The organism is Agrobacterium sp. DE0009 (assembly GCF_007680755.1).
GTDB lineage: Bacteria > Pseudomonadota > Alphaproteobacteria > Rhizobiales > Rhizobiaceae > Agrobacterium > Agrobacterium tumefaciens_B.
Window position 1 is genome coordinate 28,739 of the sequence record NZ_VEIU01000001.1, and the last position, 21,427, is coordinate 50,165.

Annotated in this window: 22 protein-coding genes and 1 riboswitch; of the genes, 15 read left to right on the forward strand and 7 right to left on the reverse strand. The window is 59.8% G+C overall.

Annotated elements, in window-relative coordinates; genetic code table 11:
• Positions 1-70 precede the first annotated feature (70 nt).
• The 8 genes from FS804_RS00200 to FS804_RS00235 all read left to right on the forward strand — a co-directional run bounded on the left by FS804_RS00200 (position 71) and on the right by FS804_RS00235 (position 9,409).
• Positions 71-1,024 (forward strand): sugar-binding transcriptional regulator, encoded by a 954-nt coding sequence (locus FS804_RS00200; protein ID WP_144573923.1) that lies wholly within the window; start codon positions 71-73, stop codon positions 1,022-1,024.
• A 144-nt stretch (positions 1,025-1,168) separates the two neighbouring features.
• A complete protein-coding gene (locus FS804_RS00205) occupies positions 1,169-2,482 on the forward strand; it encodes a sugar ABC transporter substrate-binding protein (protein ID WP_144573924.1) in 1,314 nt (437 codons plus the stop codon).
• A gap of 242 nt (positions 2,483-2,724) precedes the next feature.
• Positions 2,725-3,597: a carbohydrate ABC transporter permease gene (locus FS804_RS00210; RefSeq protein WP_063948620.1), complete on the forward strand. Its 873-nt coding sequence runs from the start codon at positions 2,725-2,727 to the stop codon at positions 3,595-3,597.
• Positions 3,598-3,608: 11 nt separating this feature from the next.
• Positions 3,609-4,433: a carbohydrate ABC transporter permease gene (locus FS804_RS00215; protein WP_004445255.1), complete on the forward strand. Its 825-nt coding sequence runs from the start codon at positions 3,609-3,611 to the stop codon at positions 4,431-4,433.
• A gap of 12 nt (positions 4,434-4,445) precedes the next feature.
• Positions 4,446-5,444 (forward strand): ABC transporter ATP-binding protein, encoded by a 999-nt coding sequence (locus FS804_RS00220; RefSeq protein WP_063948622.1) that lies wholly within the window; start codon positions 4,446-4,448, stop codon positions 5,442-5,444.
• A 118-nt stretch (positions 5,445-5,562) separates the two neighbouring features.
• Entirely contained in the window at positions 5,563-7,047 is a 1,485-nt protein-coding gene (locus FS804_RS00225) for a mannitol dehydrogenase family protein (RefSeq protein WP_144573925.1), read from the forward strand.
• A 7-nt stretch (positions 7,048-7,054) separates the two neighbouring features.
• Positions 7,055-7,774, forward strand: a complete 720-nt coding sequence (locus tag FS804_RS00230) for an HAD family hydrolase (RefSeq protein ID WP_144573926.1) — start codon at positions 7,055-7,057, stop codon at positions 7,772-7,774.
• A gap of 60 nt (positions 7,775-7,834) precedes the next feature.
• Complete coding sequence (locus FS804_RS00235) at positions 7,835-9,409, forward strand: FGGY-family carbohydrate kinase (RefSeq protein ID WP_186376718.1); 1,575 nt, start codon at positions 7,835-7,837, stop codon at positions 9,407-9,409.
• Between the two features lie 63 nt (positions 9,410-9,472).
• On the opposite strand, the gene FS804_RS00240 is transcribed toward FS804_RS00235, so the two are convergent.
• Positions 9,473-10,306 (reverse strand): MurR/RpiR family transcriptional regulator, encoded by an 834-nt coding sequence (locus tag FS804_RS00240; protein ID WP_144573928.1) that lies wholly within the window; start codon positions 10,304-10,306, stop codon positions 9,473-9,475.
• Between the two features lie 293 nt (positions 10,307-10,599).
• Here FS804_RS00240 and FS804_RS00245 point away from each other — a divergent pair, with 293 nt between their 5' ends.
• The gene (locus FS804_RS00245) at positions 10,600-11,337 is read left to right on the forward strand and encodes a sulfate transporter family protein (protein WP_144573929.1); all 738 of its coding nucleotides are present in this window, start codon (positions 10,600-10,602) and stop codon (positions 11,335-11,337) included.
• On the opposite strand, the gene nth is transcribed toward FS804_RS00245, so the two are convergent.
• Positions 11,299-12,081, reverse strand: a complete 783-nt coding sequence (gene nth / locus FS804_RS00250) for an endonuclease III (RefSeq protein WP_144573930.1) — start codon at positions 12,079-12,081, stop codon at positions 11,299-11,301. The genes FS804_RS00245 and nth overlap by 39 nt on opposite strands.
• Here nth and FS804_RS00255 point away from each other — a divergent pair.
• The 4 genes from FS804_RS00255 to FS804_RS00270 all read left to right on the forward strand — a co-directional run bounded on the left by FS804_RS00255 (position 12,080) and on the right by FS804_RS00270 (position 15,351).
• Complete coding sequence (locus tag FS804_RS00255) at positions 12,080-12,601, forward strand: DUF2244 domain-containing protein (RefSeq protein WP_063948636.1); 522 nt, start codon at positions 12,080-12,082, stop codon at positions 12,599-12,601. The genes nth and FS804_RS00255 overlap by 2 nt on opposite strands.
• A gap of 138 nt (positions 12,602-12,739) precedes the next feature.
• Entirely contained in the window at positions 12,740-13,561 is an 822-nt protein-coding gene (locus tag FS804_RS00260; RefSeq protein ID WP_063948638.1) for a sulfite exporter TauE/SafE family protein, read from the forward strand.
• Between the two features lie 105 nt (positions 13,562-13,666).
• Positions 13,667-14,593, forward strand: a complete 927-nt coding sequence (locus FS804_RS00265) for an ABC transporter ATP-binding protein (protein ID WP_144573931.1) — start codon at positions 13,667-13,669, stop codon at positions 14,591-14,593.
• Positions 14,590-15,351 carry an ABC transporter permease gene (locus tag FS804_RS00270; RefSeq protein ID WP_063948640.1) on the forward strand — a complete coding sequence of 254 codons (762 nt, stop codon included), beginning with the start codon at positions 14,590-14,592 and terminating at the stop codon, positions 15,349-15,351. Before FS804_RS00265 ends, FS804_RS00270 begins: the two co-directional genes overlap by 4 nt.
• Before the next feature lie 78 nt (positions 15,352-15,429).
• On the opposite strand, the gene ribB is transcribed toward FS804_RS00270, so the two are convergent.
• The 4 genes from ribB to FS804_RS00290 form a co-directional block, all read right to left on the reverse strand.
• Positions 15,430-16,071, reverse strand: coding sequence for a 3,4-dihydroxy-2-butanone-4-phosphate synthase (ribB, locus tag FS804_RS00275; protein WP_144573932.1), 642 nt, complete (start codon positions 16,069-16,071; stop codon positions 15,430-15,432).
• Positions 16,072-16,191: 120 nt separating this feature from the next.
• Positions 16,192-16,341: riboswitch (FMN riboswitch) on the reverse strand.
• Between the two features lie 151 nt (positions 16,342-16,492).
• Positions 16,493-17,200, reverse strand: a complete 708-nt coding sequence (locus FS804_RS00280; RefSeq protein ID WP_144573933.1) for a TIGR02281 family clan AA aspartic protease — start codon at positions 17,198-17,200, stop codon at positions 16,493-16,495.
• Entirely contained in the window at positions 17,197-17,388 is a 192-nt protein-coding gene (locus FS804_RS00285) for a DUF1289 domain-containing protein (RefSeq protein WP_063948646.1), read from the reverse strand. Before FS804_RS00285 ends, FS804_RS00280 begins: the two co-directional genes overlap by 4 nt.
• An 18-nt stretch (positions 17,389-17,406) precedes the next feature.
• The gene (locus tag FS804_RS00290) at positions 17,407-18,192 is read right to left on the reverse strand and encodes an adenosylcobinamide-GDP ribazoletransferase (RefSeq protein ID WP_144573934.1); all 786 of its coding nucleotides are present in this window, start codon (positions 18,190-18,192) and stop codon (positions 17,407-17,409) included.
• A 152-nt stretch (positions 18,193-18,344) separates the two neighbouring features.
• Between FS804_RS00290 and cobT the strand changes: the two genes are divergently transcribed.
• On the forward strand, positions 18,345-19,379 hold the full coding sequence (gene cobT, locus FS804_RS00295; RefSeq protein WP_063948649.1) for a nicotinate-nucleotide--dimethylbenzimidazole phosphoribosyltransferase: 1,035 nt from the start codon (positions 18,345-18,347) through the stop codon (positions 19,377-19,379).
• Positions 19,380-19,387: 8 nt separating this feature from the next.
• Positions 19,388-19,792: a diacylglycerol kinase gene (locus tag FS804_RS00300; RefSeq protein WP_063948651.1), complete on the forward strand. Its 405-nt coding sequence runs from the start codon at positions 19,388-19,390 to the stop codon at positions 19,790-19,792.
• Between the two features lie 13 nt (positions 19,793-19,805).
• On the opposite strand, the gene FS804_RS00305 is transcribed toward FS804_RS00300, so the two are convergent.
• On the reverse strand, positions 19,806-21,341 hold the full coding sequence (locus FS804_RS00305; RefSeq protein ID WP_144573935.1) for a HAMP domain-containing sensor histidine kinase: 1,536 nt from the start codon (positions 21,339-21,341) through the stop codon (positions 19,806-19,808).
• Positions 21,342-21,427 lie beyond the last annotated feature (86 nt).

Genomic DNA, 21,427 nt, shown 5'->3' on the forward strand with positions numbered 1-21,427 from the left:
CTGCCCGTTTGACAGCCGCCGCAAAAAAATGCCAGCAAATGCGCAGAGGCAATTCACGAAGGGCAGCGGCATGGCCAGACGAAACGAAGCACAGGGACGGCTGGATGATGCGGCCCGCGCCGGCTGGCTTTATTACGTTGCCGGACGCACCCAGGACGAAATTGCTGCCGCCATGGGTATTTCACGCCAGTCCGCACAGCGGCTGGTGTCGCTGGCCGTTGCCGAGCGGCTGATCAAGGTCCGGCTCGACCATCCCATCGCCGCCTGTCTCGAAAAAGCAGAGCGCCTCAAGGACAGATTCGGCCTCAAATATATCGAGGTGGTGCCGAGCGACCCGGCCGGCGTGTCTTCCACCGTCGGAATTGCCGAGGCGGGGGCGGCGGAAATCGAACGCTGGCTGAAGAATGCCGATCCCATCGTGCTCGCCATCGGCACCGGCCGTACATTGAAGGCCGCCGTCGATCAGCTGCCGCCGATGGAATGTCCCCAACATCGCATCGTGTCGCTGACCGGCAATATCGGGCCGGATGGATCGGCCGCTTATTACAACGTCATCTTCAGTATGGCGGATGCCATCAAGGCCCGGCATTTTCCGATGCCGTTGCCGGTGCTCTGCTCGTCGGCCGAAGAGCGGGAGCTTTTGCACGACCAGTCCATGGTCCGCTCCACGCTGGCGCTTGGCGCGGCCGCCAATGTCACCTTCGTCGGTGTCGGTGAACTCGGCGAAAACGCGCCCCTCTGCGTTGATGGTTTCCTTGGTGTCGACGAGATGAGGGCCCTGATGGCGGGAGGCGCCGTCGGTGAAATCTGCGGCTGGATGTATGACGCCGACGGTCGCATTTTCGAGCACCCCGTCAACGAGCGTGTCGCCTCTGTTCCCATTCCTTCACGAGACACCTGCACCGTCATCGGCATGGCGCAGGGAGCCCGCAAACACGCTTCGATTCTGGCGGCGCTGAGGGGCGGTTTGCTGAACGGCCTCATCACCGACGAAGCGACAGGTGAATATTTGCTCACGCATTGAGCAAAAATTAGATAAGTAAAATCAGTGGCTTGGTTTTTTCATGTGCGTCGCAGCACAGGATGTCGCTTGACTTTTCTCACGCCAAAGTGAGTAAATGCCCCAGAGCAAAGCGAATGCTCATCATTTTTCTTCTGGGAGGAAGATATGACATTGAAGACCATTTTGCTGGGCGCATGCTCGGCACTCGCCTTTTCGACCCTTGCTTCCGCCGAAACGCTGACCATCGCGACCGTGAACAACGGCGACATGATCCGCATGCAGGGTCTGACCTCCGACTTCACCGCCAAAAACCCTGACATCAAGGTCGAATGGGTCACGCTCGAGGAAAACGTTCTCCGCGAGCGCGTGACGACCGATATCGCCACCAATGGCGGCCAATACGACATCATGACCATCGGTAACTACGAAGTTCCGATCTGGGCCAAGCAGGGCTGGTTGCTGCCGCTCGAAAAGCTCGGCGACAAATATGACGTCGACGACATTCTGCCGGCGATCCGTGGCGGCCTTTCCGCCGACGGCAAGCTTTACGCAGCGCCATTCTATGGCGAATCCGCCATGATCATGTATCGCAAGGACCTGTTTGAAAAAGCCGGTCTGAAGATGTCCGATAACCCCACCTGGGAATTCATCGGCGATGCGGCCCGCAAGATCACGGATCGGAAGGCCGACATCAACGGCATCTGCCTGCGCGGCAAGGCCGGCTGGGGCGAAAACATGGCCTTCATCAGCGCACTCAACAATTCCTTCGGCGGTCGCTGGTTCGATGAAAACTGGAAGCCGCAGTTCGATCAGCCGGAATGGAAGAGCTCGCTGCAGTTCTACGTCGACCTGATGAAGGATGCCGGCCCGTCCGGTGCCTCCTCCAACGGCTTCAACGAGAACCTGACGCTGTTCCAGCAGGGTAAGTGCGGCATGTGGATCGATGCCACGGTGGCAGCCTCCTTCGTGTCCAACCCGAAGGATTCCACCGTTGCCGACAAGGTCGGTTATGCGTTGTTCCCGACGCATGGTGAGCTGAAGAACCATGGCAACTGGCTGTGGTCCTGGAACCTGGCGATCCCGAAGAGCTCGCAGAAGGCGGAAGCCGCTGAAAAGTTCATCTCCTGGGCAACCAGCAAGGATTACACCGCACTCGTCGCTTCCAAGGAAGGCTGGGCAAACGTGCCTCCGGGCACCCGCACCTCGCTTTACAAGAATGCCGACTATGAAAAGGCGGCCGCCTTCGCCAAGCCGACGCTTGCTGCCATGGATGCCGCCGACATCACCAAGCCGACTGTAAAGCCCGTGCCTTACACCGGCGGCCAGTTCGTGGCGATCCCTGAGTTCCAGGCGCTCGGCACCACGGTCGGTCAGCTGTTCTCGGCGGTCGTTGCCGGTCAGTCCAGCGTCGATGATGCGCTCGCCAGCGCCCAGTCGACTGCAACGCGCGAAATGACCCGCGCCGGTTACATCAAGTAATCCTCCCGACGTTCGCTGCCCGGTACGAGGCCGGGCAGCGAACATCCCGGCAAGTCCGGCAGCCGGCATGGTTCGGCGTTTTCAATAAGAACAATGTGGTCTGGCAATCGCTGCGCAACATCCGCTGAAACAGGGTGTTGCGCCCCTTTTCCGACCCTTTCCCACCCTTGGGCGCTGCCCCTGGCCGCCTTTTGGCAGCGCGAACAATGCCCGGCCCTTTGGCCACTGATGGAGGGATGCATATGGCGACGCGAAACACGAGCGGGCTGGCCCGGCTGATGATGGCGCCTTCGGTGCTGCTGCTTCTGGTCTGGATGATCGTGCCCCTGGCGATGACCCTGTGGTTCTCGTTTCAGAATTACAATCTTCTGAACCCGGCCAATGTCAGCTTTGCGGGCCTGTTCAATTACCAGTATTTCTACACCGATCCGGCCTTCTTCCAGTCCATCTGGAATACGCTTCTGATCGTCGGCGGCGTGCTTCTGATCACCGTCATCGGCGGTATTGCGATTGCGCTGCTGCTCGACAATGACATTTTCGGCCAGGGCATCGTGCGCATCATGATCATCTCGCCGTTTTTCGTCATGCCGCCGGTCGCAGCACTGGTGTGGAAGAACATGATCATGCATCCCGGTTACGGCGTGCTCGCCGATCTTTCGCGGTTCTTCGGTTTTCAGCCGGTCGACTGGTTCGCGCAGTACCCGCTGTTTTCGATCATCATTATCGTTGCCTGGCAATGGCTGCCCTTTGCGACGCTGATCCTGCTCACCGCGTTGCAATCGCTCGATGGCGAGCAGAAGGAAGCCGCCGAGATGGATGGCGCCAACTTCGTCAACCGCTTCATCTATTTGACGCTGCCGCATCTTTCCCGCGCCATCACGGTCGTCATTCTGATCCAGACGATCTTCCTGCTCGGCGTCTACGCGGAAATCCTCGTCACGACCAATGGCGGCCCGGGTTATGCGTCCACCAACCTCGCCTTCCTCATCTATCGCACCGCACTTCTGGGTTATGACGTCGGCGGCGCTTCGGCCGGCGGTATCATCGCCGTCATCCTCGCCAATATCGTCGCCATCTTCCTGATGCGCGCGGTCGGCAAGAACCTCGACCGTTAAGGAGACCGATCATGGCACGCAAGACAACCACTCGCGCAAAGATCGGCTTCTCCATCGCTGCTTGGATCGTCGCGCTCCTGCTGTTCTTTCCGATCCTCTACGCCTTCCTCACCTCGATCAAAACCGAGCCTGAGGCCATTGCAGGCTTCAGCCTCATTCCCTCGGGCACGCTTGAAAATTACGTGACGGTCCAGACCCAGCGCGATTACTTCAAGCCCTTCATGAACTCGGTCGTGCTGTCGCTCGGCTCGACGATCATCGCGCTGATCATCGCCATTCCCGCCGCCTGGGCCATGGCGTTTTCGCCGACCAAGCGCACCAAGGACATCTTGATGTGGATGCTTTCCACCAAGATGATGCCGGCGGTCGCCGTGCTGGTGCCGATCTATCTGATCTTCCGCAATGCCGGCCTGCTCGATACCCGCATCGGGCTCACCATCATGCTCACCTTCATCAACCTGCCGATCGTCATCTGGATGCTCTACACCTATTTCCGGGAAATCCCGGGCGAGATCCTGGAAGCCGCGCGCATGGATGGCGCGTCGTTGTGGAACGAGATCGTGCACGTGCTGACGCCAATGGCGGTGCCCGGCATTGCCTCGACGCTGCTCCTCAACGTCATTCTTGCCTGGAACGAATCCTTCTGGACCATCCGGCTGACGACCACCAATGCAGCGCCGCTGACGGCCTTCATTGCCTCCTTTTCCTCGCCGCAGGGGCTGTTCTGGGCAAAACTCTCGGCCGCCTCGATGATGGCGATCGCCCCCATTCTCGTCATTGGCTGGTTCTCGCAGAAGCAACTCGTGCGCGGCCTGACCTTTGGCGCCGTGAAATAAGGAACGACAAACATGGGCAGCATTTCCCTTCAGAACGTGTCCAAGGTCTTCGGTGAGGCAAAAGTCATCCCGTCGATCGATCTCGATATCCACGACGGCGAATTCGTCGTCTTCGTCGGCCCGTCGGGTTGCGGCAAGTCCACGCTTCTGCGCCTGATCGCCGGGCTCGAAGACGTCTCCGGCGGTAAGATCGTCATCGACGGCAAGGATGTGACCGAGCGCGCGCCCGCCGAGCGCGGTCTTGCCATGGTGTTCCAGTCCTATGCGCTTTATCCGCATATGAGTGTGAGAAACAACATCGCCTTTCCGCTGAAGATGGCCAAGCTCGACAAGGCGGTCATCGACAAGAAGGTGGAGGATGCGGCCCGCGTGCTGAACCTCACCGATTATCTCGAGCGCCGGCCTTCGCAGCTCTCGGGTGGCCAGCGCCAGCGCGTGGCGATTGGCCGCGCCATTGTGCGTGAACCCTCTGCCTTCCTGTTTGATGAGCCGCTTTCCAACCTCGATGCGGCGCTGCGCGGCACCATGCGGCTGGAAATCTCCGAGCTGCACAACACGCTGAAAACGACGATGATCTACGTCACCCACGACCAGGTGGAGGCCATGACCATGGCCGACAAGATCGTTGTCCTGAACCGCGGCAACATCGAGCAGGTCGGCTCCCCGATGGAGCTTTACCGTTCGCCTGCCAACCTCTTCGTCGCCGGCTTCATCGGCTCGCCGCGTATGAATCTCATCACCGGCGATTACGCGCGCGGCAAGGGCGCCACCACCGCCGGCGTGCGGCCGGAACATCTGCTCCTGTCCAAGGAAAGCGGGCTGTGGCAGGGCAAGGTCACGGTCGCCGAACATCTTGGCTCCGACACTTTCCTGCATATCGATGTCCCAGGCATCGGCCCGATTACCGCCCGCGCGGACGGCGAATTTGCCTGCAAGCACGGCGACACTGTCTTCATCACGCCCGACGATACCAAAATCCACAGATTCGATGACAAGGGCAAAGCGATCTAGGCGGGGCTGGCCCTAACGACGCAGCGGCTCGCCATTCGGTGGCGGCCGTTTGCAGACAGTCCGAATGCCCGCGACAGGGCGATTGGCAAGACCACCGTTTCCCTTCGAGGATCATGACATGACATGCAAACTTTCACTCGCAACGCTTGACGAAGCAAAGAAGACGGCGGCGGTTCCGTCCTACAGCCGGGACGATCTTTCTGCCGGCATCGTGCATTTCGGCGTTGGCAATTTCCACCGCGCGCATCAGGCGGTTTACCTCGACGATCTGTTCAACACCGGAGCGGACCATGACTTCGCGATCATCGGCGCAGGCGTTCTGCCGTCCGATGCCGTCATGCGCGAAAAGCTTGCCGCACAGGATTTCCTGACGACCGTTGTCGAGCAGGACAATAACCGCACCGGCGCGCGCGTCACCGGGCCGATGATCGATATTCTGAAGGTCGGCGACACCGGTGCCATCATCGATAGGCTTGCCGATCCAAAGATCCGTATCGTTTCGATGACGATTACCGAAGGTGGCTATTTCATCGATGCCTCCGGTTCCTTTAACCCGCAGCATCCGGCCATAGCCGAAGACGGCAAGAACCCGACGTCGCCGAAAACCGTGTTTGGCCTCATCGTCGCCGGTCTGAAGGTGCGGCGGGAGAAGGGTGCGCAGCCCTTCACCGTCATGTCCTGCGATAACATCCCCCACAATGGCAAGGTGACCAAAAATGCTGTGGTCGGGCTGGCGGCGCTGTCCGATCCGGCCTTCGCCAACTGGATCGGTGAGAACGTCGCTTTCCCGAATTCCATGGTCGACCGCATCACGCCCGCTACCGGCGATCGCGAACGCAACATCGCCCGCGACGACTTCAACATCGACGACAACTGGCCGGTCTTCTGTGAAGAGTTCAAGCAATGGGTGATGGAGGACAACTTCCCGGCTGGCCGACCGGCTCTCGAGAAGGCGGGCGTGCAGTTCGTGTCCGATGTTGCGCCCTATGAGCACATGAAAATCCGCATTCTGAATGGCGGCCATGCGGCAATCGCCTATCCTGCGGCGCTGCTCGACATTCATTTCGTCCATGAAGCGATGGAGCATCCGCTGATCCGCGCATTTCTGGCGAAGCTCGAAAAGGAAGAGATCATCCCGGTCATTCCGCCGGTGCCGGATACGGACCTCAATGAGTATTTCGCGCTGATCGAGCGGCGCTTTCTCAATCCCAAGATTGGCGACACCATTCCGCGTCTGGCGCAGGACGGTTCCAACCGCCAGCCGAAATTCATCCTTCCTTCGACCGCAGATCGTCTTCAGCGCGGAGAGGATATTGTCGGTCTTTCCTTGGTTTCGGCACTGTGGTGCCGCTATTTCCACGGCACGTCCGATAGCGGTAAGGAGATCGTGTTCAACGATGCCAGTGCCGAACGACTGCAGGCCGCGGCCATCAAGGCCAAGGATGACCCGATGGCATTCCTCGCGCTTGATGACATCTTTGGCGCTGTTGCCGAATCGGCGCTTTTCCGTAAACGCTTCGCCCACGCGCTGAAAACGCTGTGGCAAGAGGGCACGGTAAAAACCCTAAAGCTTTATCTGGATGACAAGCTGGCTGAAGAGTGACTGGATAATGGAAGGCGAGACTGAGCCACTGTTGATTTTCGATTGTGACGGCGTTCTCGTCGACAGCGAGCCGGTCTCCATTTCCGTTCTTCTGGATATGCTTTCCCATCTCGGTGTGACAATGGGGGAGGAGGAGGCCTACGAGCGCTTTCTTGGCCGCAGCGTCGCAAGCATGACAAGGACGTTGTTCGAAGACTATGGTGTCGAGACGGACATCGACTTTCTCGAGCACATGCGCGCGACATTGTTCGAGCGCTTCAGGAACGAGTTGCAGCCCATCGACGGCATTGCCGAAACACTGGACAGCCTCACCGCGATCAGACGTTGCGTTGCATCGTCCAGCCAGCCCGAGCGGATCCGTTATTCCCTCGGGCTGACAGGGCTCATCGAGAAGTTCGAGCCTTACGTCTTCAGCGCCACCATGGTGAAGAACGGCAAGCCGGCCCCCGATCTCTTCCTGCATGCGGCCCAGGCAATGCAGGCCGATCCTCATCACTGCATCGTCATCGAAGACAGTCCGGCTGGGATAGCCGCCGCAAAGGCTGCCGGCATGGGGGTTTTTGCCTTTACCGGCGGCTCGCACGCCCGCTTTCCCGCATTCCGCGAAAAGATAGCCGGGCTCGGAGCCGATGCCGTGTTTGACGCGATGCCGGATTTGGTTCAACTTGTGGACAGCTACGTGGGGAGGGGCGGTCTTGGCAGGCGGATGGAACGTGATGGAGGCTGATCTCAGTCCGGTCGTCTGCCGCCGTCGGATCATCGCGCAAGGGATGGAATTGCAATCTTGATGCGTCAAAATCTCGTCGCTGTCGATGTCGGTACGGCGAGCGCCCGTGCCGGGATTTTTGATGCAAGCGGCCGGCTGCTTGCGCGTGCCACGCATCCCATCATCATGCAGCGGCCGCGTGAAAATCACGCCGAACACGATTCCGGTGATATCTGGAATGCAGTCTGCACAGCGGTGAAAGCCGCACTCGCCGACGCCGGCATTCTGCCGCAGAGCATCGGCGCGATCGGCTTTGACGCCACCTGTTCACTTGTCATTCGCGATCACGAGGGGGAACCCGTCTCCGTTTCCGTTACCGGTGAAGACCGGTTCGATACGATCGTCTGGCTCGATCATCGCGCGATAAAGGAGGCGGACCGCCTGACGGGTTCAGGTCACCGGGTGCTGGATTTTGCCGGTAACAGCGTCTCGCCGGAGATGCAGATGCCAAAGCTGATGTGGCTGAAGAACCATCTGCCGGAAAGCTGGGCACGCATGTCTTTCGCCTTTGATCTCGCGGATTTCCTGACATGGAAGGCCACCGGCTCAGCGCGGCGATCAAACTGCACGCAGACCGCGAAGTGGAATTTTCTGGCGCAGGAAAATCCGGGTTGGCAGGCGGACTACCTGGCTATCGCCGGATTGGAAGATTTGAAGGCGCGGGCAGGGCTGCCCGAAACGACCGTCATGCCTGGCGGAGCCATCGGTCCGCTCTCGGCCCAGGCTGCCGGGGAACTCGGTCTCGATACCGGCTGTCAGGTGGCGGCGGGCATGATCGATGCCTATGCCGGCGCTCTCGGGGCGCTCGGCGGATGCCTTTCCGACGACGTCGGCAAACATGTGGCGTTGATCGCGGGAACGTCGAGTTGTCTCGTTGCCATGTCCGAGCAGCCGATGCCGGGCCATAGTCTCTGGGGACCTTACTGGCAGGCGGTGCTGCCCGGCCACTGGCTGGTGGAGGGCGGACAGTCGGCGACGGGGGCGCTGCTCGATCACATCGTGCGCATGCATGCCGCGGGTGGTGAGCCAGATACGGCTCTGCATGCCCGGATCGTCACACGCGTCACCGAATTGCGCGCGGTCGAGGGAGCATCCTTCGCCGAGCGTCTGCATGTGTTGCCGGATTTCCACGGCAACCGTTCGCCTCATGCTGACCCGCATGCGGTGGGCGTCATCAGCGGCCTCACTCTCGATACGTCTTTCGACAGCCTTTGCCGCCTCTACTGGCGTACCGCCGTGGCGATTGCGCTTGGGGCCCGCCATGTGCTCGATGCCATGCAGTGTTTCGGCTATGACGTGGAAACGCTTCATGTTACTGGTGGACATGTGAAAAACCCGCTTTTGATGGAGCTTTATGCCGACGTGACGGGCAAGCGGATCGTCGTTCCCGCCACCGCCGACGCTGTGCTTCTGGGCACAGCCATGACGGCTGCGACAGCCGGCGGCGTGCATCAAAGCCTCGCGGATGCCGGCGCCGCCATGTATCCGGGCAATGCAGAGATTTCAGGCAATCCTGCGCTCGCTCCCGCTTACGAGCGGGACTACCAGCGTTTTCTCGCCATGTACCGACATCGCCAGGAACTGGAGAGCCTGTGATTTTTTTACTGAAACAGTAGGCCGGTTGGGTGCCGCTCGATCCTGGCTGCCGGCAAATCGCAATCAGCCGCGAAGCGAGCGTTTCAGAGCGGCAACGTTTTTTGTCCGTGCCCTGCCGGCGTCATCGGCACCAGCGCCAAGCGCGCAGAGCGTGAATTCCAGCAGCGAGACGAGTTGCAGCAGGCCCTGACTGCCATTCTGCGTCTGCGGCATGGCAAGACAGAGATCGACGCTTTCCGGGCCCCACTCATAGAAACGGGTGGTGATCAGCAATGTCCTGTAACCGCTCTTGCGCGCCATTGCCGCCAGGCGTTGCAGCGGCGCGAGGTTGCCGCCGCAATCCGTGATCACGAGCAGCGTCCGGGCGGGGTCGAAATCCCACAACGCGACATAGGTCGCGCTGTCGGTGCCGAGGTAATGCGTGTGGCCCCGGCTTTCCAGCAGCCTGCCGTAGAAATGCCGCCCGGCCTCCAGACCTTCGGGTGACGTTGCGAGAAAAACATCCGTGGCTTCGGCGATTTCAGTCATGGCAATATGCCAGATCGACTGCGTCGTCATGTCGAACGACGTCTGGATGGCCTGAATCTGTTGTGACAATAGCTGTGAAAATGGGTTGGCGTGACGGTCGCCGGCGTCGGTCGGGAAGGGCCTGTCCGCGATGGCTGCTTCTTCAGCGTGGCGTAAATCGGCGCGGATATCGCTGAATTGCCGGTATCCCAGCGACCGTAGAAACCGGCCGACCGTCATCGGGCTGAGGCCAAGTTTAGCAGCAAGCGTCTGCGCCGTCTCGAAGGGCAATTCGTCGAGATGTTCGATCAGATATTTGGCAATCTTACGTTCTGAGGGCGTACCGGCCTTCATCGCGCGCGTAAGGTTCAACAGCAGCTTTTCCACCAACGCCTCATTCTTGTATCTTTATTGAACGATGATGCTTGTGCGCGCAGACGGGCGTGCTAACCGCGCTTTGGGGTAGCGACTGCTTGTCCTGGCTTCTCCTCCGTCGAATTCCCCAGTGCGAATTTTAATAGATGGTTTATTATATTTTAGGGATATCTTTTATTCAAGGGAAATTCCATCGCCGGTTTAAATCCGCAAAAGTCGTTGTAACGACTGTCTTGCAGGGTTTGCTGTCATCTCCTATCTCCGATGTGAAAGAGAGACCAAACCGTGGGCGTATCGAGGAGTTTCTGATGATTTTTGATGCGGCGCGGCTTGCCTTCCAAAATCTCTTTGCCGCAGAGACGCGGTCCGTGTTCTGGAAGGTGCTGGGGCTGACGCTCCTCGTGCTTGCGGCCCTGTGGTTTGCGATCCGTTCGATCTTTATCTACTTCGCCCTTCCGTGGATCGACACGCTCATACCCGGCGTGCCGGATTGGGCGGGCTGGCTGACATTCGTTTTCGCCATATTTGCAGGCATAGGCCTCGCATTGGCGCTGGCTCTGCTCATCTCGCCGGTCACCGCCGTCATTGCCGGTCTGTTTCTGGATGACGTTGCCGAAGTTGTGGAGAAAAGGAGCTATCCCGACGATCCCCCGGGCACCGCGATGCCAATGGGCGAGGCGGTGGTGTCGTCGATCAAGTTTTTCGGCGTTGTGATAGCCGGCAACCTGATCGCGCTTTTCCTCTTGCTTGTACCGGGCATCAACCTCATCGCGTTTTTTCTGGTGAACGGTTATCTGCTCGGCCGGGAATTTTTCGAATTCGCGGCGATGCGGTTTCGCTCACCCGCTGAGGCGCGGCTGTTCCGGGTGAAGCATCGCACCACCGTGTTCATGGCGGGACTGGTGATCGCTGCTTTTCTCGCTGTCCCGTTTCTCAACCTGCTGACGCCGCTTTTTGCCGCCTCGATGATGGTGCATCTGCATAAGGCTGTCAGCCGCCGAGATCCTTCATTCGCCGCTGGCCGCACCGAACAGCTGCGCGGGTAATTCCACGAGCGGCGCTGGAATATCAAAAGTCTTTTCCGGCGATTTGCAGATATCGGCAATTACGCAGCGTTCGCATTCCGGCTTGCGCGCCTTGCAACAATAGCGCCCATGCAGGATCAGCCAGTGATGGGCGTGGAAGAGATACTGCTCGGGGATGATGCGGATGAGCCGGTCTTCGACCTCGTCAGGGGTCTTGCCCGGCGCAAGACAGAGCCGGTTTGCGATGCGGAAGACGTGGGTATCGACAGCAAGCGTGGGTATGCCGAAGGCCATGGACATGACCACGTTGGCGGTCTTGCGGCCAACGCCCGGCAGCGTCACCAGTTCGTCGCGGGTTTTCGGCACGTCGCCGCCAAAATTGTCGATCAGCATCTGCGACAGCGCAATGACATTTTTTGCCTTGTTGCGATAAAGGCCGATGGTCTTGATGTAACCGATCAGTTGTTCTTCGCCCAGCGCCAGCATTTTTTCTGGCGTGTCTGCCACCTGGAACAGCGCGCGTGTGGCACGGTTTACGCCTACGTCGGTCGCCTGGGCGGAGAGCGCAACGGCGACCAGCAGGGTGAAGGGATTGGTGTGTTCCAGTTCGCCCTTCGGTTCGGGCCGTTGAATGGAGAAGCGGCGGAAGATTTCCGTCAGCTCATCCTTCGAATAGGCGGTCTTCACCCGCGCAGGCTTGCGCCGCGGCGACGGATTTGACTTTTTCAATGTTTGGGTGCTGGATCGTGTCTTGGCGATTGTCATGGACTATCTATATCCAGCCCGCCCAGAGGAACGCAACGTGGATACGCTCAACGACCAGCCGATTTTCGCGGCGGAACTCGTTCCGCACCGTTCGCTTGGCCGAAGGGGTTTTCGCCTGCTGCTCCTCTTTTCCGGGCTCGCCTGCCTTGTCTATGGCGGCTTTTTTTTCGCAACGGGGGCCTGGCCGATCGGCCTCTTCTTCGGGTTCGATTTTCTGCTGCTTTACGTGGCTTTTCGCGCGAACTACCGGGCCGCAAAGGCGCGCGAGGAAGTCAGCGTCTCGCGGACCAGCCTCTCCATTCGCAAGTTCTCTCCCGCCGGACGCATGGTGGAGCACCGCTTCAATCCCTTCTGGGCCCGCTTCCGGGTCAGGCGACATGATGAAATCGGTATCGTTTCGATGCACGTGACGGGTGAGGGCAGGGCAACCGATATCGGCTCCTTCCTCAATCCCGACGATCGTGAGAGCTTCGCGAAGGCGTTCGGCTCGGCGCTCGCAACCGTCAGGCGTCGGATGTGAGACCAATCGTCCGAGAGCGCGAGGATTAGCGGCGAAAGACACGCGCAGCGTACCGTGCGGCGGCGAAGCGGCTTGCTGCCCGTTCCTGATGCGCTAAGAGTGGCACCCGTTGCGACAACGGCCTTCCGGAGCCATTCCATGCCCCCTGTTTCTGAGATTATCGTGTTTGCAGCGGCGCTTGCGGCAGCGGGTGTTGTCGCCGGTCTTCTGGCCGGGTTGTTCGGCATCGGTGGTGGCGCGGTTCTGGTGCCGGTGTTCTACCATGTCTTCGGATTATTGGATGTGCCCGAGGCGGTGCGCATGCATCTTTCGCTTGGAACATCGCTCGCCATCATCGTTCCGACGTCCATCCGTTCTTTTCTGACCCATCGTCAGAAAGGCGCCGTGGATATCGACCTCCTTAAGGGCTGGATCATCGCCGTGCCGCTTGGCACCATCCTCGCATCCGTGGTCGCCGCTTATGCCTCCAGCGTGGCGCTGCGACTGATATTTGCGTTTATCGCCCTCCTGCTCGCCTTCCGTATGATTTTCAACCGGGCGAGCTGGCATCTCGGCTCCGACCTGCCGCGCAACCCGGGGCGCTTTCTGGTGGGCACCGGTATCGGCCTCTTCTCCGGCCTGATGGGCGTGGGCGGCGGCGTGATGAACAACACCTTCATGACGCTTTACGGACGGAGCATCCATCAGGCTGTCGCAACGTCATCCGGCGTCGGCGTGCTGATTTCGTTACCGGGTCTTGCCGGTTATATCTGGGCGGGATGGGGGGACGCGGGCCTGCCGCCTTTCTCGACCGGCTTCATCAACTGGATCGCCGTCATCCTGCTGATCCCGATCACGCTGCTGGTTGCGCCCTATGGTGCCAGGCTGGCGCATGCGCTCAGCAAGAAGCAGCTGGAGCGCGCCTTCGGGCTGTTTCTGGTTGTTGTCGCCGCGCAGTTTTTCTATAGCGTCTTCGGCTGATTTTTCGCCTGGGCCGAACGCTGTGTTCAGCCCATCGGGCTGGCTTTTGCAACTTCTGCGGCCTATATGGCGTTCATCTTGCTCGGTTTTTCGAAAGAGTTCGCCATGAATGCCATTGTCTCCATCCGGAATCTGACAAAATCCTACGCCAATGGCTTTCAGGCGCTGAAGGGTGTCAGCCTCGATATCCGGGAGGGTGAAATCCTGGCGCTTCTCGGCCCGAACGGGGCTGGCAAGACGACGCTGATTTCGATTGTCTGCGGTCTCGTCAATCCCGGTGAAGGCTCCGTCATGGTCGGCGGGCATGATGTGGTGAAGGACTTCCGCCAGACCCGCGCGCTGATCGGCCTCGTGCCGCAGGAGCTTACCACGGACCAGTTCGAGACGGTGTGGAATACTGTCAGCTTCTCGCGCGGTCTGCATGGGCAGAAGAAGAACCCGGAACTCATCGAGCGTATCCTCAAATCCCTGTCCCTCTGGAACAAGAAAGACAACATGCTGCGCGAGCTTTCCGGCGGCATGAAGCGACGGGTGTTGATTGCCAAGGCGCTTGCCCATGAGCCCAAGGTTCTCTTCCTCGACGAACCCACCGCTGGCGTTGACGTGGCGTTGCGCCGCGACATGTGGAATGTCGTTTCGGAGCTGCGCGCCAGAGGCGTCACCATCATTTTGACGACGCATTACATTGAGGAGGCGGAAGAAATCGCCGATCGTGTGGGTGTCATCAATGGCGGCGAACTGCTGCTTGTGGAGGAAAAGGCGGCGCTAATGAAAAAGCTGGGGCGAAAACAGCTTTTCCTCGAGCTTTCGCAGCCGATCGACGCCTTGCCGGAGAGCCTCGCGCCGTTTGGCCTCATGCTTTCAGAAGATGGCACAACGATCACGTACGAAATCGAGGACAATGGCGAGCAGGGACGCATCGCCGATGTCCTCGGTGCCCTGTTCGCTGCCAACATCCATTTCAAGGATATCTCGACGCGGCAAAGCTCGCTTGAGGATATTTTTGTTTCGCTGGTCGGAGGCCAGAAATGAATTTCGAAGCCGTCAAGTCCATCTATCTGTTCGAAATGGCGCGTACGCGCCGCACGCTGTTGCAAAGCGTGGTGTCGCCAGTCATTTCGACCTCCCTCTATTTCATCGTCTTCGGAACCGCGATCGGGTCGCGGATTCAGGAGGTTGGCGGCGTTTCCTATGGCGCGTTCATAACGCCCGGCCTCATCATGCTGACGCTTCTGACGCAATGTATCGGCAACGGCTCCTTCGGCATCTATTTCCCGAAGTTCACCGGCACGATCTATGAAATTCTCTCGGCACCTGTCGCAATGACGGAAATACTCGCCGGTTATGTCGGCGCGGCGGCGACAAAGGGGCTGATGATCGGCACGATCATCCTGATCACAGCCTCGTTCTTCGTCGATATCAGCATCGCCCATCCGTTCATGATGATCCTGTTTTTCGTGCTGACGGCGGTCAGTTTCAGCCTCTTCGGCTTCATCATCGGCATCTGGGCGTCGAATTTCGAACAGCTGAACCTCATTCCCATGCTGGTCGTTCCGCCGCTGACCTTTCTCGGCGGCAGCTTCTATTCGATCGACATGTTGCCGCCGTTCTGGCAAACGGTCAGCCACTTCAACCCCGTGCTTTACCTGATCAGCGGTTTCCGCTGGAGCTTTTATGAGATCGCCGACGTCAACCCGGTGATCAGCCTGGCGATGATCACGCTGTTTCTGGCAGTATGCCTCGGGATTGTGGGCTGGATGTTCAAGACCGGATACCGGCTGCGCAACTGATCCGAGCTATATCTCTGGAAACGATGACGCCCGGTTTTACCGGGCGTTTTTTGATCGGGGAAATGGGCAGGGTCGCGATTATGCAACCTGCTTTTGCGCCACTTCTTCAAAGACCTCGCCTTCCAGATAGGACACGAGGTCCTTGATCGTCACGATCAACAGGCCATGGCGTTCGGCAAAGACTTCAAGCTGCGGCAGGCGGGCCATGGTGCCATCGTCATTGGCGATTTCGCAAATGGTGCCGGAAGGGAATTTGCCGGCGAGACGGCAGAGATCAACGGCCGCTTCCGTGTGGCCGGTACGGCCGAGAACGCCCTTCGGGTTGGCGCGCAGCGGAAAGATGTGGCCCGGGCGTGCGAAATCTTCCGCGCGCGAGCCTTCCGAAACGAGCGCTCGCACGGTCTTTGCGCGGTCGGCTGCGGAGATGCCTGTCGTCGTGCCGGGGATGTAATCCACCGAAACGGTGAAGGCCGTCTTCAGCGATTCCGTGTTGCGCGACACCATCAAGGGAATATCGAGCGCATCGAGACGTTCGCCCGGCATGGCGACGCAGATCAGGCCACGCGCATGGTTCATCATGAAGGCGACTTGTTGCGGGGTGATGCTGTCTGAAGCGACAATGATGTCGCCCTCATTCTCGCGGTCTTCATCATCGACCACAATCACCATCTCGCCACGGGAAATAGCGTCGATTGCGTCTTCGATCTTAGCAATGGTCATTTTCTTTCAAGCCTTTCAAGGGTTATGCCGTTTTGCGGCATTTTCGCGCTTCGGAAAGCGCCAAATATCCCTTGGGCGAACAATGCAATGCGAAGCCCGCGCATGCGCGAACGTCTTATGCCTTGTCCTCTTCCATCCGGACTATACCGTCGGCTCCGGCCTCTCACCGGATCTGCTGACCTCCCGGCTTTGGAGACCGGAAGCGCTCGCGGGCTCCGGGAAAATCCCGATACCGCCGGTGGGGAATTGCACCCCGCCCTGAGAACAATCTCAACTTAGATTATCAAACGGGGCAAAATCAAGGGGGCAATGTTTCGCAACAATTTGCCTGCGCGAAACGGACAACCCGATTGCTGGGTAAACCGGGTATTTCATTCTGTGGATGCTAATGTGCCGGGTTTGAGGCGGAGGAGGGTGCCGCTTAGCGATCACGCAACCGCAATTCATCCGTCTGCATCTGCAACGAACCGAGCGTGGACAGGAAGCTCATGCCGAGCAGGCTCTGGCCCAATTGACCGTCCTGCGCCACAAGGGCTGGAATGTTGCGCCTGACGATTGGGCCGATGGCGATTTCCGTGAGTGTCACAGGAGCGGCGGCCGTGCGTCCGTTTGCCGTCATGACCGGCACGGTATATCGCAGACCCGTCGTATCGATGCCGACAGCGGTTGCGTCGTCATTGGCGAGCACGACGGAGCTTGCGCCGGTATCGACCAGCATGTGGATCGATTTTCCCTCGACATTCACATTCGCCTCGAAATGGCCGCTTATCGATTTGTGCAGCACGATTTCTTGCTCGCCGCCTGGTGTCGTCACCACTACGGCGCGGCCGGGCATCAGCCCGCCGAGCAGCCGGTCACCGAAGGATTGCAGGTCGAAGCGGTAGAGATAGATCGAAACAAGCCCGAGTATGATGACCAGCCAGACGGCGAGCTGTCGGATGACGGTGCCGAGACTGCCGCGCCTGCCGGCCAGAATGCCCGCTGATAACAGGCCCGCAATCGGCAGAAGATAGAGAACATGCGCGAACCGGTCATTGTCGATGCCAAGCGCTCGGCCACCATCGTGATTGATGAGAAGGAGCCCAAGGCCAACGGCGAGCAGAAGGAGAACGATGGTCAGCCTGTTCATGTGGTCTGTGTCTCCTTGGCGGTCTTTGGCAGATTGCTCAGTCTTTGCGGCAGCCGCCGCATGATGTCGCGGCGAATCTCGTCGCTATAGCCGGCCCAGCCGCCGATTTCTTCCAGCGTGCGGCCGCAGCCGATGCAGAGGCTGTTGGTTCGCTCAAGTTGGCAGATGTGGATGCAGGGTGTTTCCATGGGCTCTATATCAATCGGTCAGGCCGCGAGGGCAAGGGCGACAAGGGTCACGATCTCCGTGATCTGCTGGCAGGCGCCGATCGTATCGCCGGTATGGCCGCCGATCCTGCTATCGCAGAGCCTGCCAAACAGCATCGTTGCCAGGCATGCTGCTGCGAGCACCAGCACGATCGAGGCGGCTGGCAGGGCGTGCAGCGTAAAGAGGAGGAAGAGCGGCACACCGATTGCCAGCGCGATGTTGCGCTCGCCGGTGCCGGGTTGCCCGGCACCGGCGGCGAGGCCGGAGGTTTTTGCAGCGGGCAGCGTCTGCCAATGCCACACCATCACGCCGCGGCTGAGGACCAGCGCGGCGATGAAGGCGGCGGCGGCAGCTTTTGCCGGCAACGTCTCGACCAGTGAGGCAAGGGCGGTAGCGCGCAGCGCGAAAGACAGAACCATGGCGATGGCGCCATAGCTGCCGATTCGGCTGTCTTTCATGATCTCCAGCATGCGCGCCTTGTCCTTGCCGCTGCCGAAGCCGTCGGCCGTGTCGGCGAGCCCATCTTCATGCAAAGCGCCGGTCATGAGTGCGGTGATGCCGATGATCAGCCAGCCGGTCAGTTGTGGTGAGGCGTCAAAGGCAGCACACACGACAACAAGGACGGCGCCGGGCAGGGCGATCAACAGACCGGCAGCGGGAAAGGCGCGGGCGGTGCGGCTCATCGATATGGCGTCGGCGTTCTCGAAAAACCGCGAGGGGACAGGCAGGCGGCTGAGAAAGGCGAGGGAATGCATGACATCTGTTATAAAATCCCCGGCCTTCATGCTCTCTCCGCTGCAGTCTCTGCATTTCCGGTTGTTCCGCGGCGCATCCGCGATTATGAGAGGCGCAACAAAGACCGATTTGCCGGAAAACACAAGTTCCGGACGCATGAGCCGATGCGAAAGCCAGTGCGGCGACGAAAGAGATTGATATCATGAGCATGAGCGGATTGCCCTTCGACGATTTTCGCGCGCTGCTGCGCGAGCTTCCCGGCCCGGATACCCATGCGCTTGTGGCGGCAAAGGAGCGCAATGCGCAACTGACGAAGCCTGCCGGTTCGCTCGGTCGTCTCGAAGAGATCGCCATGTGGCTGGCCGCCTGGTCCGGCCGTTCGCCTGCCGTCAACCGTCCGCTGGTGGCGATCTTTGCCGGCAATCACGGCGTTACGCGGCATGGTATCACGCCCTATCCGACCTCGGTCACACAGCAGATGGTGGAAAATTTCGCGGCTGGCGGTGCGGCGATCAACCAGATCTGCGTTGCCAATGATCTCGGCCTGAAGATTTTCGATCTGGCGCTGGACTATCCGACCGGCGATATCACCTGTGAGCCGGCGCTTTCGGAGCGCGACTGCGCCGCGACCATGGCCTTTGGCATGGAGGCGATTGCCGGTGGCACCGATCTTCTCTGTGTCGGCGAAATGGGGATCGGCAATACGACGATTGCCGCTGCCATCAATCTCGCGCTTTACGGCGGCACGGCGGAGGAGTGGACCGGTCCGGGCACCGGTTCGGAAGGGGACGTCATGGCGCGCAAGATCGCGGCGGTGAAGGCGGCGGTGGACTTCCACAAGGATCACCTGTCGGACCCGCTGGAAATCATGCGCCGTCTCGGCGGGCGCGAAATCGCGGCGATCGCCGGTGCGATTCTTGCTGCGCGCGTGCAACGCATTCCCGTGCTGATCGATGGCTATGTGGCAACGGCCGCTGCGGCGCTGCTGAAGGCTGCCAATTCCTCTGCGCTCGACCATTGCCTCATCGGCCATGTCTCGGGGGAGCCTGGCCACCTTGCGGCGATTGAGAAGCTGGGCAAGACACCGCTTCTGGCGCTCGGCATGCGGCTCGGCGAGGGTACAGGTGCAGCTCTTGCGGCTGGCATCGTCAAGGCCGCTGCCGCCTGCCATTCCGGCATGGCGACCTTCGAGGCAGCGGGGGTAGACACCCGCATCGCCCCGCCCACCAATCATTGAGGCTGAAGATGGAAGCGACGCCGCACATGCCGCCGCCAGAACCGGCCTTCCGCAAGGAGAAGGGCTGGAGGCATCTTTTTGCCGCCGCCCGCTATTCCCTGCAGGGGCTTGGCCGGCTGTGGCAGGAAGCGGCGTTTCGCCACGAGGTTCTCGCTTTTGGCGCGGGGCTCACCCTTTTGCTGGTCGTCGGTTCGCCATTTGCACATCTTCTCGTCTTCACGGTGCTGATGCTGCTTCTGTTTTCGGTTGAAGCGCTGAATACGGCCATCGAGGAGCTGGTGGACCGCATCTCGCCGGAAATCTCTTCGGTCGGACGCCATGCCAAGGATCTCGGCTCGTTCGCCGTCTTCTGCCTGCTGATGGCGAACGGATTTTTCGTGCTGTATTCGCTGGTGACGACGCTATTTTTCTGAGATTTCCGCGGGTTCAGGCAAATGACCGGCGCCGCGGCTGGATGGCGTGGGTCTCTTCCACCGCTGGCAGACTCTGTAACACGCGCTTCGCCGGCAGAATGGCGATGCCTTCGGTGCCCTCGCGCAACTTCGATTTGAGGATGAACTGGCCATCATGCTTGGCCAGGATCGCCTGAACGATGGGGAGGCCGAGCCCTGTTCCCTGTTCGGCGCTCTTGATCGCGATGGAGCCCTGACCGAAGGCCGACAGCACAATCGGAATTTCGTCTTCTGGGATGCCGGGACCGTTATCCCTGATCGATACATATTGGCCGCCGCCCGCCGTCCAGCCGGCCTTGACGAGGATTTCGCCGCCCTGGGGCGTGAATTTCACGGCGTTTGAGAGCAGGTTGAGGATAACCTGCCGGATCGATTTCTCATCGGCCCAGACCTGCGGCAGGCTGGCTTCGAACTGCTGGGAAATGCGGATATTCTTGGCGCGGGCGCGCAGCTGGATCATGCCGATGCAGTCTTCGGCAATTTCGAGCATGGAAATGGATTCTTCGTTGAGATCGTAGCGACCGGCCTCGATGCGCGACAGGTCGAGGATTTCGTTGATGAGATCGAGCAGATGCTGGCCGGAGCGGTGGATATCGCCGGAATATTCCTTGTAGAGCGGGTTGTTGAGCGGACCGAGTACCTCCGACGACATGACCTCGGAGAAGCCGAGGATGGCGTTGAGCGGTGTGCGCAGTTCGTGCGACATGGAGGCGAGGAAGCGGGATTTGGCGAGGTTGGCCTCCTCCGCGCGACGCCGCGCTTCGTCGGAGACTGAGTTGGCGACTTCGAGTTCGGCGATCAGGTCGTCCTTTTCGGTCTGGGACGACAGGAGCTTGACGCTGGTCTGGTAGAGCCGGTTGGTGATGCGATGGCAAAAAAGGATGGCCATGCCGAACATCAGAGCGAGGCCGACATCGAATGGATTTCGCGAGATGGCTGCCGTCATGCCAAGCGCTGCGAGCACTGGCAGAAAAGTGAGGGAAATCGCCCGCCGCAGCATGAAATTGGCAATGGCGGTCAAGGAAAGCGCGATCAGCAGCGTCGAGCCCTTGAAGAAAAGAATGAGCGTCGGATCGTGGCGGGTGGGCTCCGCCAGCGCAAACATCGCCCAGGCAAAGCCGGTCAGGATCTGCATGCCGAGGAAAAGGTTTTTCCAGTGCTGGATATTGTCGGCGGTGATGTCCTGTTTCGCCGCTCGCTTGGCCAGCAGCAGCGAAAACGCATGTAAGCTGAGTGCGGTCAGCGACCAGAGGATCAGGCTGATGTCGCGGGTGATGTAAAGGCCGATGACGGAGGCAAGAACGATGAAAAGCGGCATGATCATCGCGCCCTGATGGGCCTCGGCGATGTGCATGGTCAGCATTTCGCGCTCATAGGCGTCGCTTGCGCCGGGTCCCTGCTGCAGGCGTTCACGCGTCGTCTTCACCGTGTCGAACACCGCCTTGTTGCGGTGTTTTTTCGAGCGGTCGACGATGATCTTGTCGGTGGACGTGCTGACGCTTCTACTCATTGTTACAACGCAGGGGTGACAGGAACCCTTGCAGACTACGCCCAAAATCTTAAGAAGATGCTGCCGTGAAAGGATTTGTTTGCCAT

Bases quoted from the DNA above. Each gene is read 5' to 3' on its own strand.
- FS804_RS00200 (WP_144573923.1), top strand. From the start codon at position 71: ATGGCCAGACGAAACGAAGCACAGGGACGGCTGGATGATGCGGCCCGC.
- FS804_RS00205 (WP_144573924.1), top strand. From the start codon at position 1,169: ATGACATTGAAGACCATTTTGCTGGGCGCATGCTCGGCACTCGCCTTT.
- FS804_RS00210 (WP_063948620.1), top strand. From the start codon at position 2,725: ATGGCGACGCGAAACACGAGCGGGCTGGCCCGGCTGATGATGGCGCCT.
- FS804_RS00215 (WP_004445255.1), top strand. From the start codon at position 3,609: ATGGCACGCAAGACAACCACTCGCGCAAAGATCGGCTTCTCCATCGCT.
- FS804_RS00220 (WP_063948622.1), top strand. From the start codon at position 4,446: ATGGGCAGCATTTCCCTTCAGAACGTGTCCAAGGTCTTCGGTGAGGCA.
- FS804_RS00225 (WP_144573925.1), top strand. From the start codon at position 5,563: ATGACATGCAAACTTTCACTCGCAACGCTTGACGAAGCAAAGAAGACG.
- FS804_RS00230 (WP_144573926.1), top strand. From the start codon at position 7,055: ATGGAAGGCGAGACTGAGCCACTGTTGATTTTCGATTGTGACGGCGTT.
- FS804_RS00235 (WP_186376718.1), top strand. From the start codon at position 7,835: ATGCGTCAAAATCTCGTCGCTGTCGATGTCGGTACGGCGAGCGCCCGT.
- FS804_RS00245 (WP_144573929.1), top strand. From the start codon at position 10,600: ATGATTTTTGATGCGGCGCGGCTTGCCTTCCAAAATCTCTTTGCCGCA.
- FS804_RS00255 (WP_063948636.1), top strand. From the start codon at position 12,080: ATGGACTATCTATATCCAGCCCGCCCAGAGGAACGCAACGTGGATACG.
- nth (WP_144573930.1), bottom strand. From the start codon at position 12,081: ATGACAATCGCCAAGACACGATCCAGCACCCAAACATTGAAAAAGTCA.
- FS804_RS00260 (WP_063948638.1), top strand. From the start codon at position 12,740: ATGCCCCCTGTTTCTGAGATTATCGTGTTTGCAGCGGCGCTTGCGGCA.
- FS804_RS00265 (WP_144573931.1), top strand. From the start codon at position 13,667: ATGAATGCCATTGTCTCCATCCGGAATCTGACAAAATCCTACGCCAAT.
- FS804_RS00270 (WP_063948640.1), top strand. From the start codon at position 14,590: ATGAATTTCGAAGCCGTCAAGTCCATCTATCTGTTCGAAATGGCGCGT.
- ribB (WP_144573932.1), bottom strand. From the start codon at position 16,071: ATGACCATTGCTAAGATCGAAGACGCAATCGACGCTATTTCCCGTGGC.
- FS804_RS00280 (WP_144573933.1), bottom strand. From the start codon at position 17,200: ATGAACAGGCTGACCATCGTTCTCCTTCTGCTCGCCGTTGGCCTTGGG.
- FS804_RS00285 (WP_063948646.1), bottom strand. From the start codon at position 17,388: ATGGAAACACCCTGCATCCACATCTGCCAACTTGAGCGAACCAACAGC.
- FS804_RS00290 (WP_144573934.1), bottom strand. From the start codon at position 18,192: ATGAAGGCCGGGGATTTTATAACAGATGTCATGCATTCCCTCGCCTTT.
- cobT (WP_063948649.1), top strand. From the start codon at position 18,345: ATGAGCATGAGCGGATTGCCCTTCGACGATTTTCGCGCGCTGCTGCGC.
- FS804_RS00300 (WP_063948651.1), top strand. From the start codon at position 19,388: ATGGAAGCGACGCCGCACATGCCGCCGCCAGAACCGGCCTTCCGCAAG.
- FS804_RS00305 (WP_144573935.1), bottom strand. From the start codon at position 21,341: ATGAGTAGAAGCGTCAGCACGTCCACCGACAAGATCATCGTCGACCGC.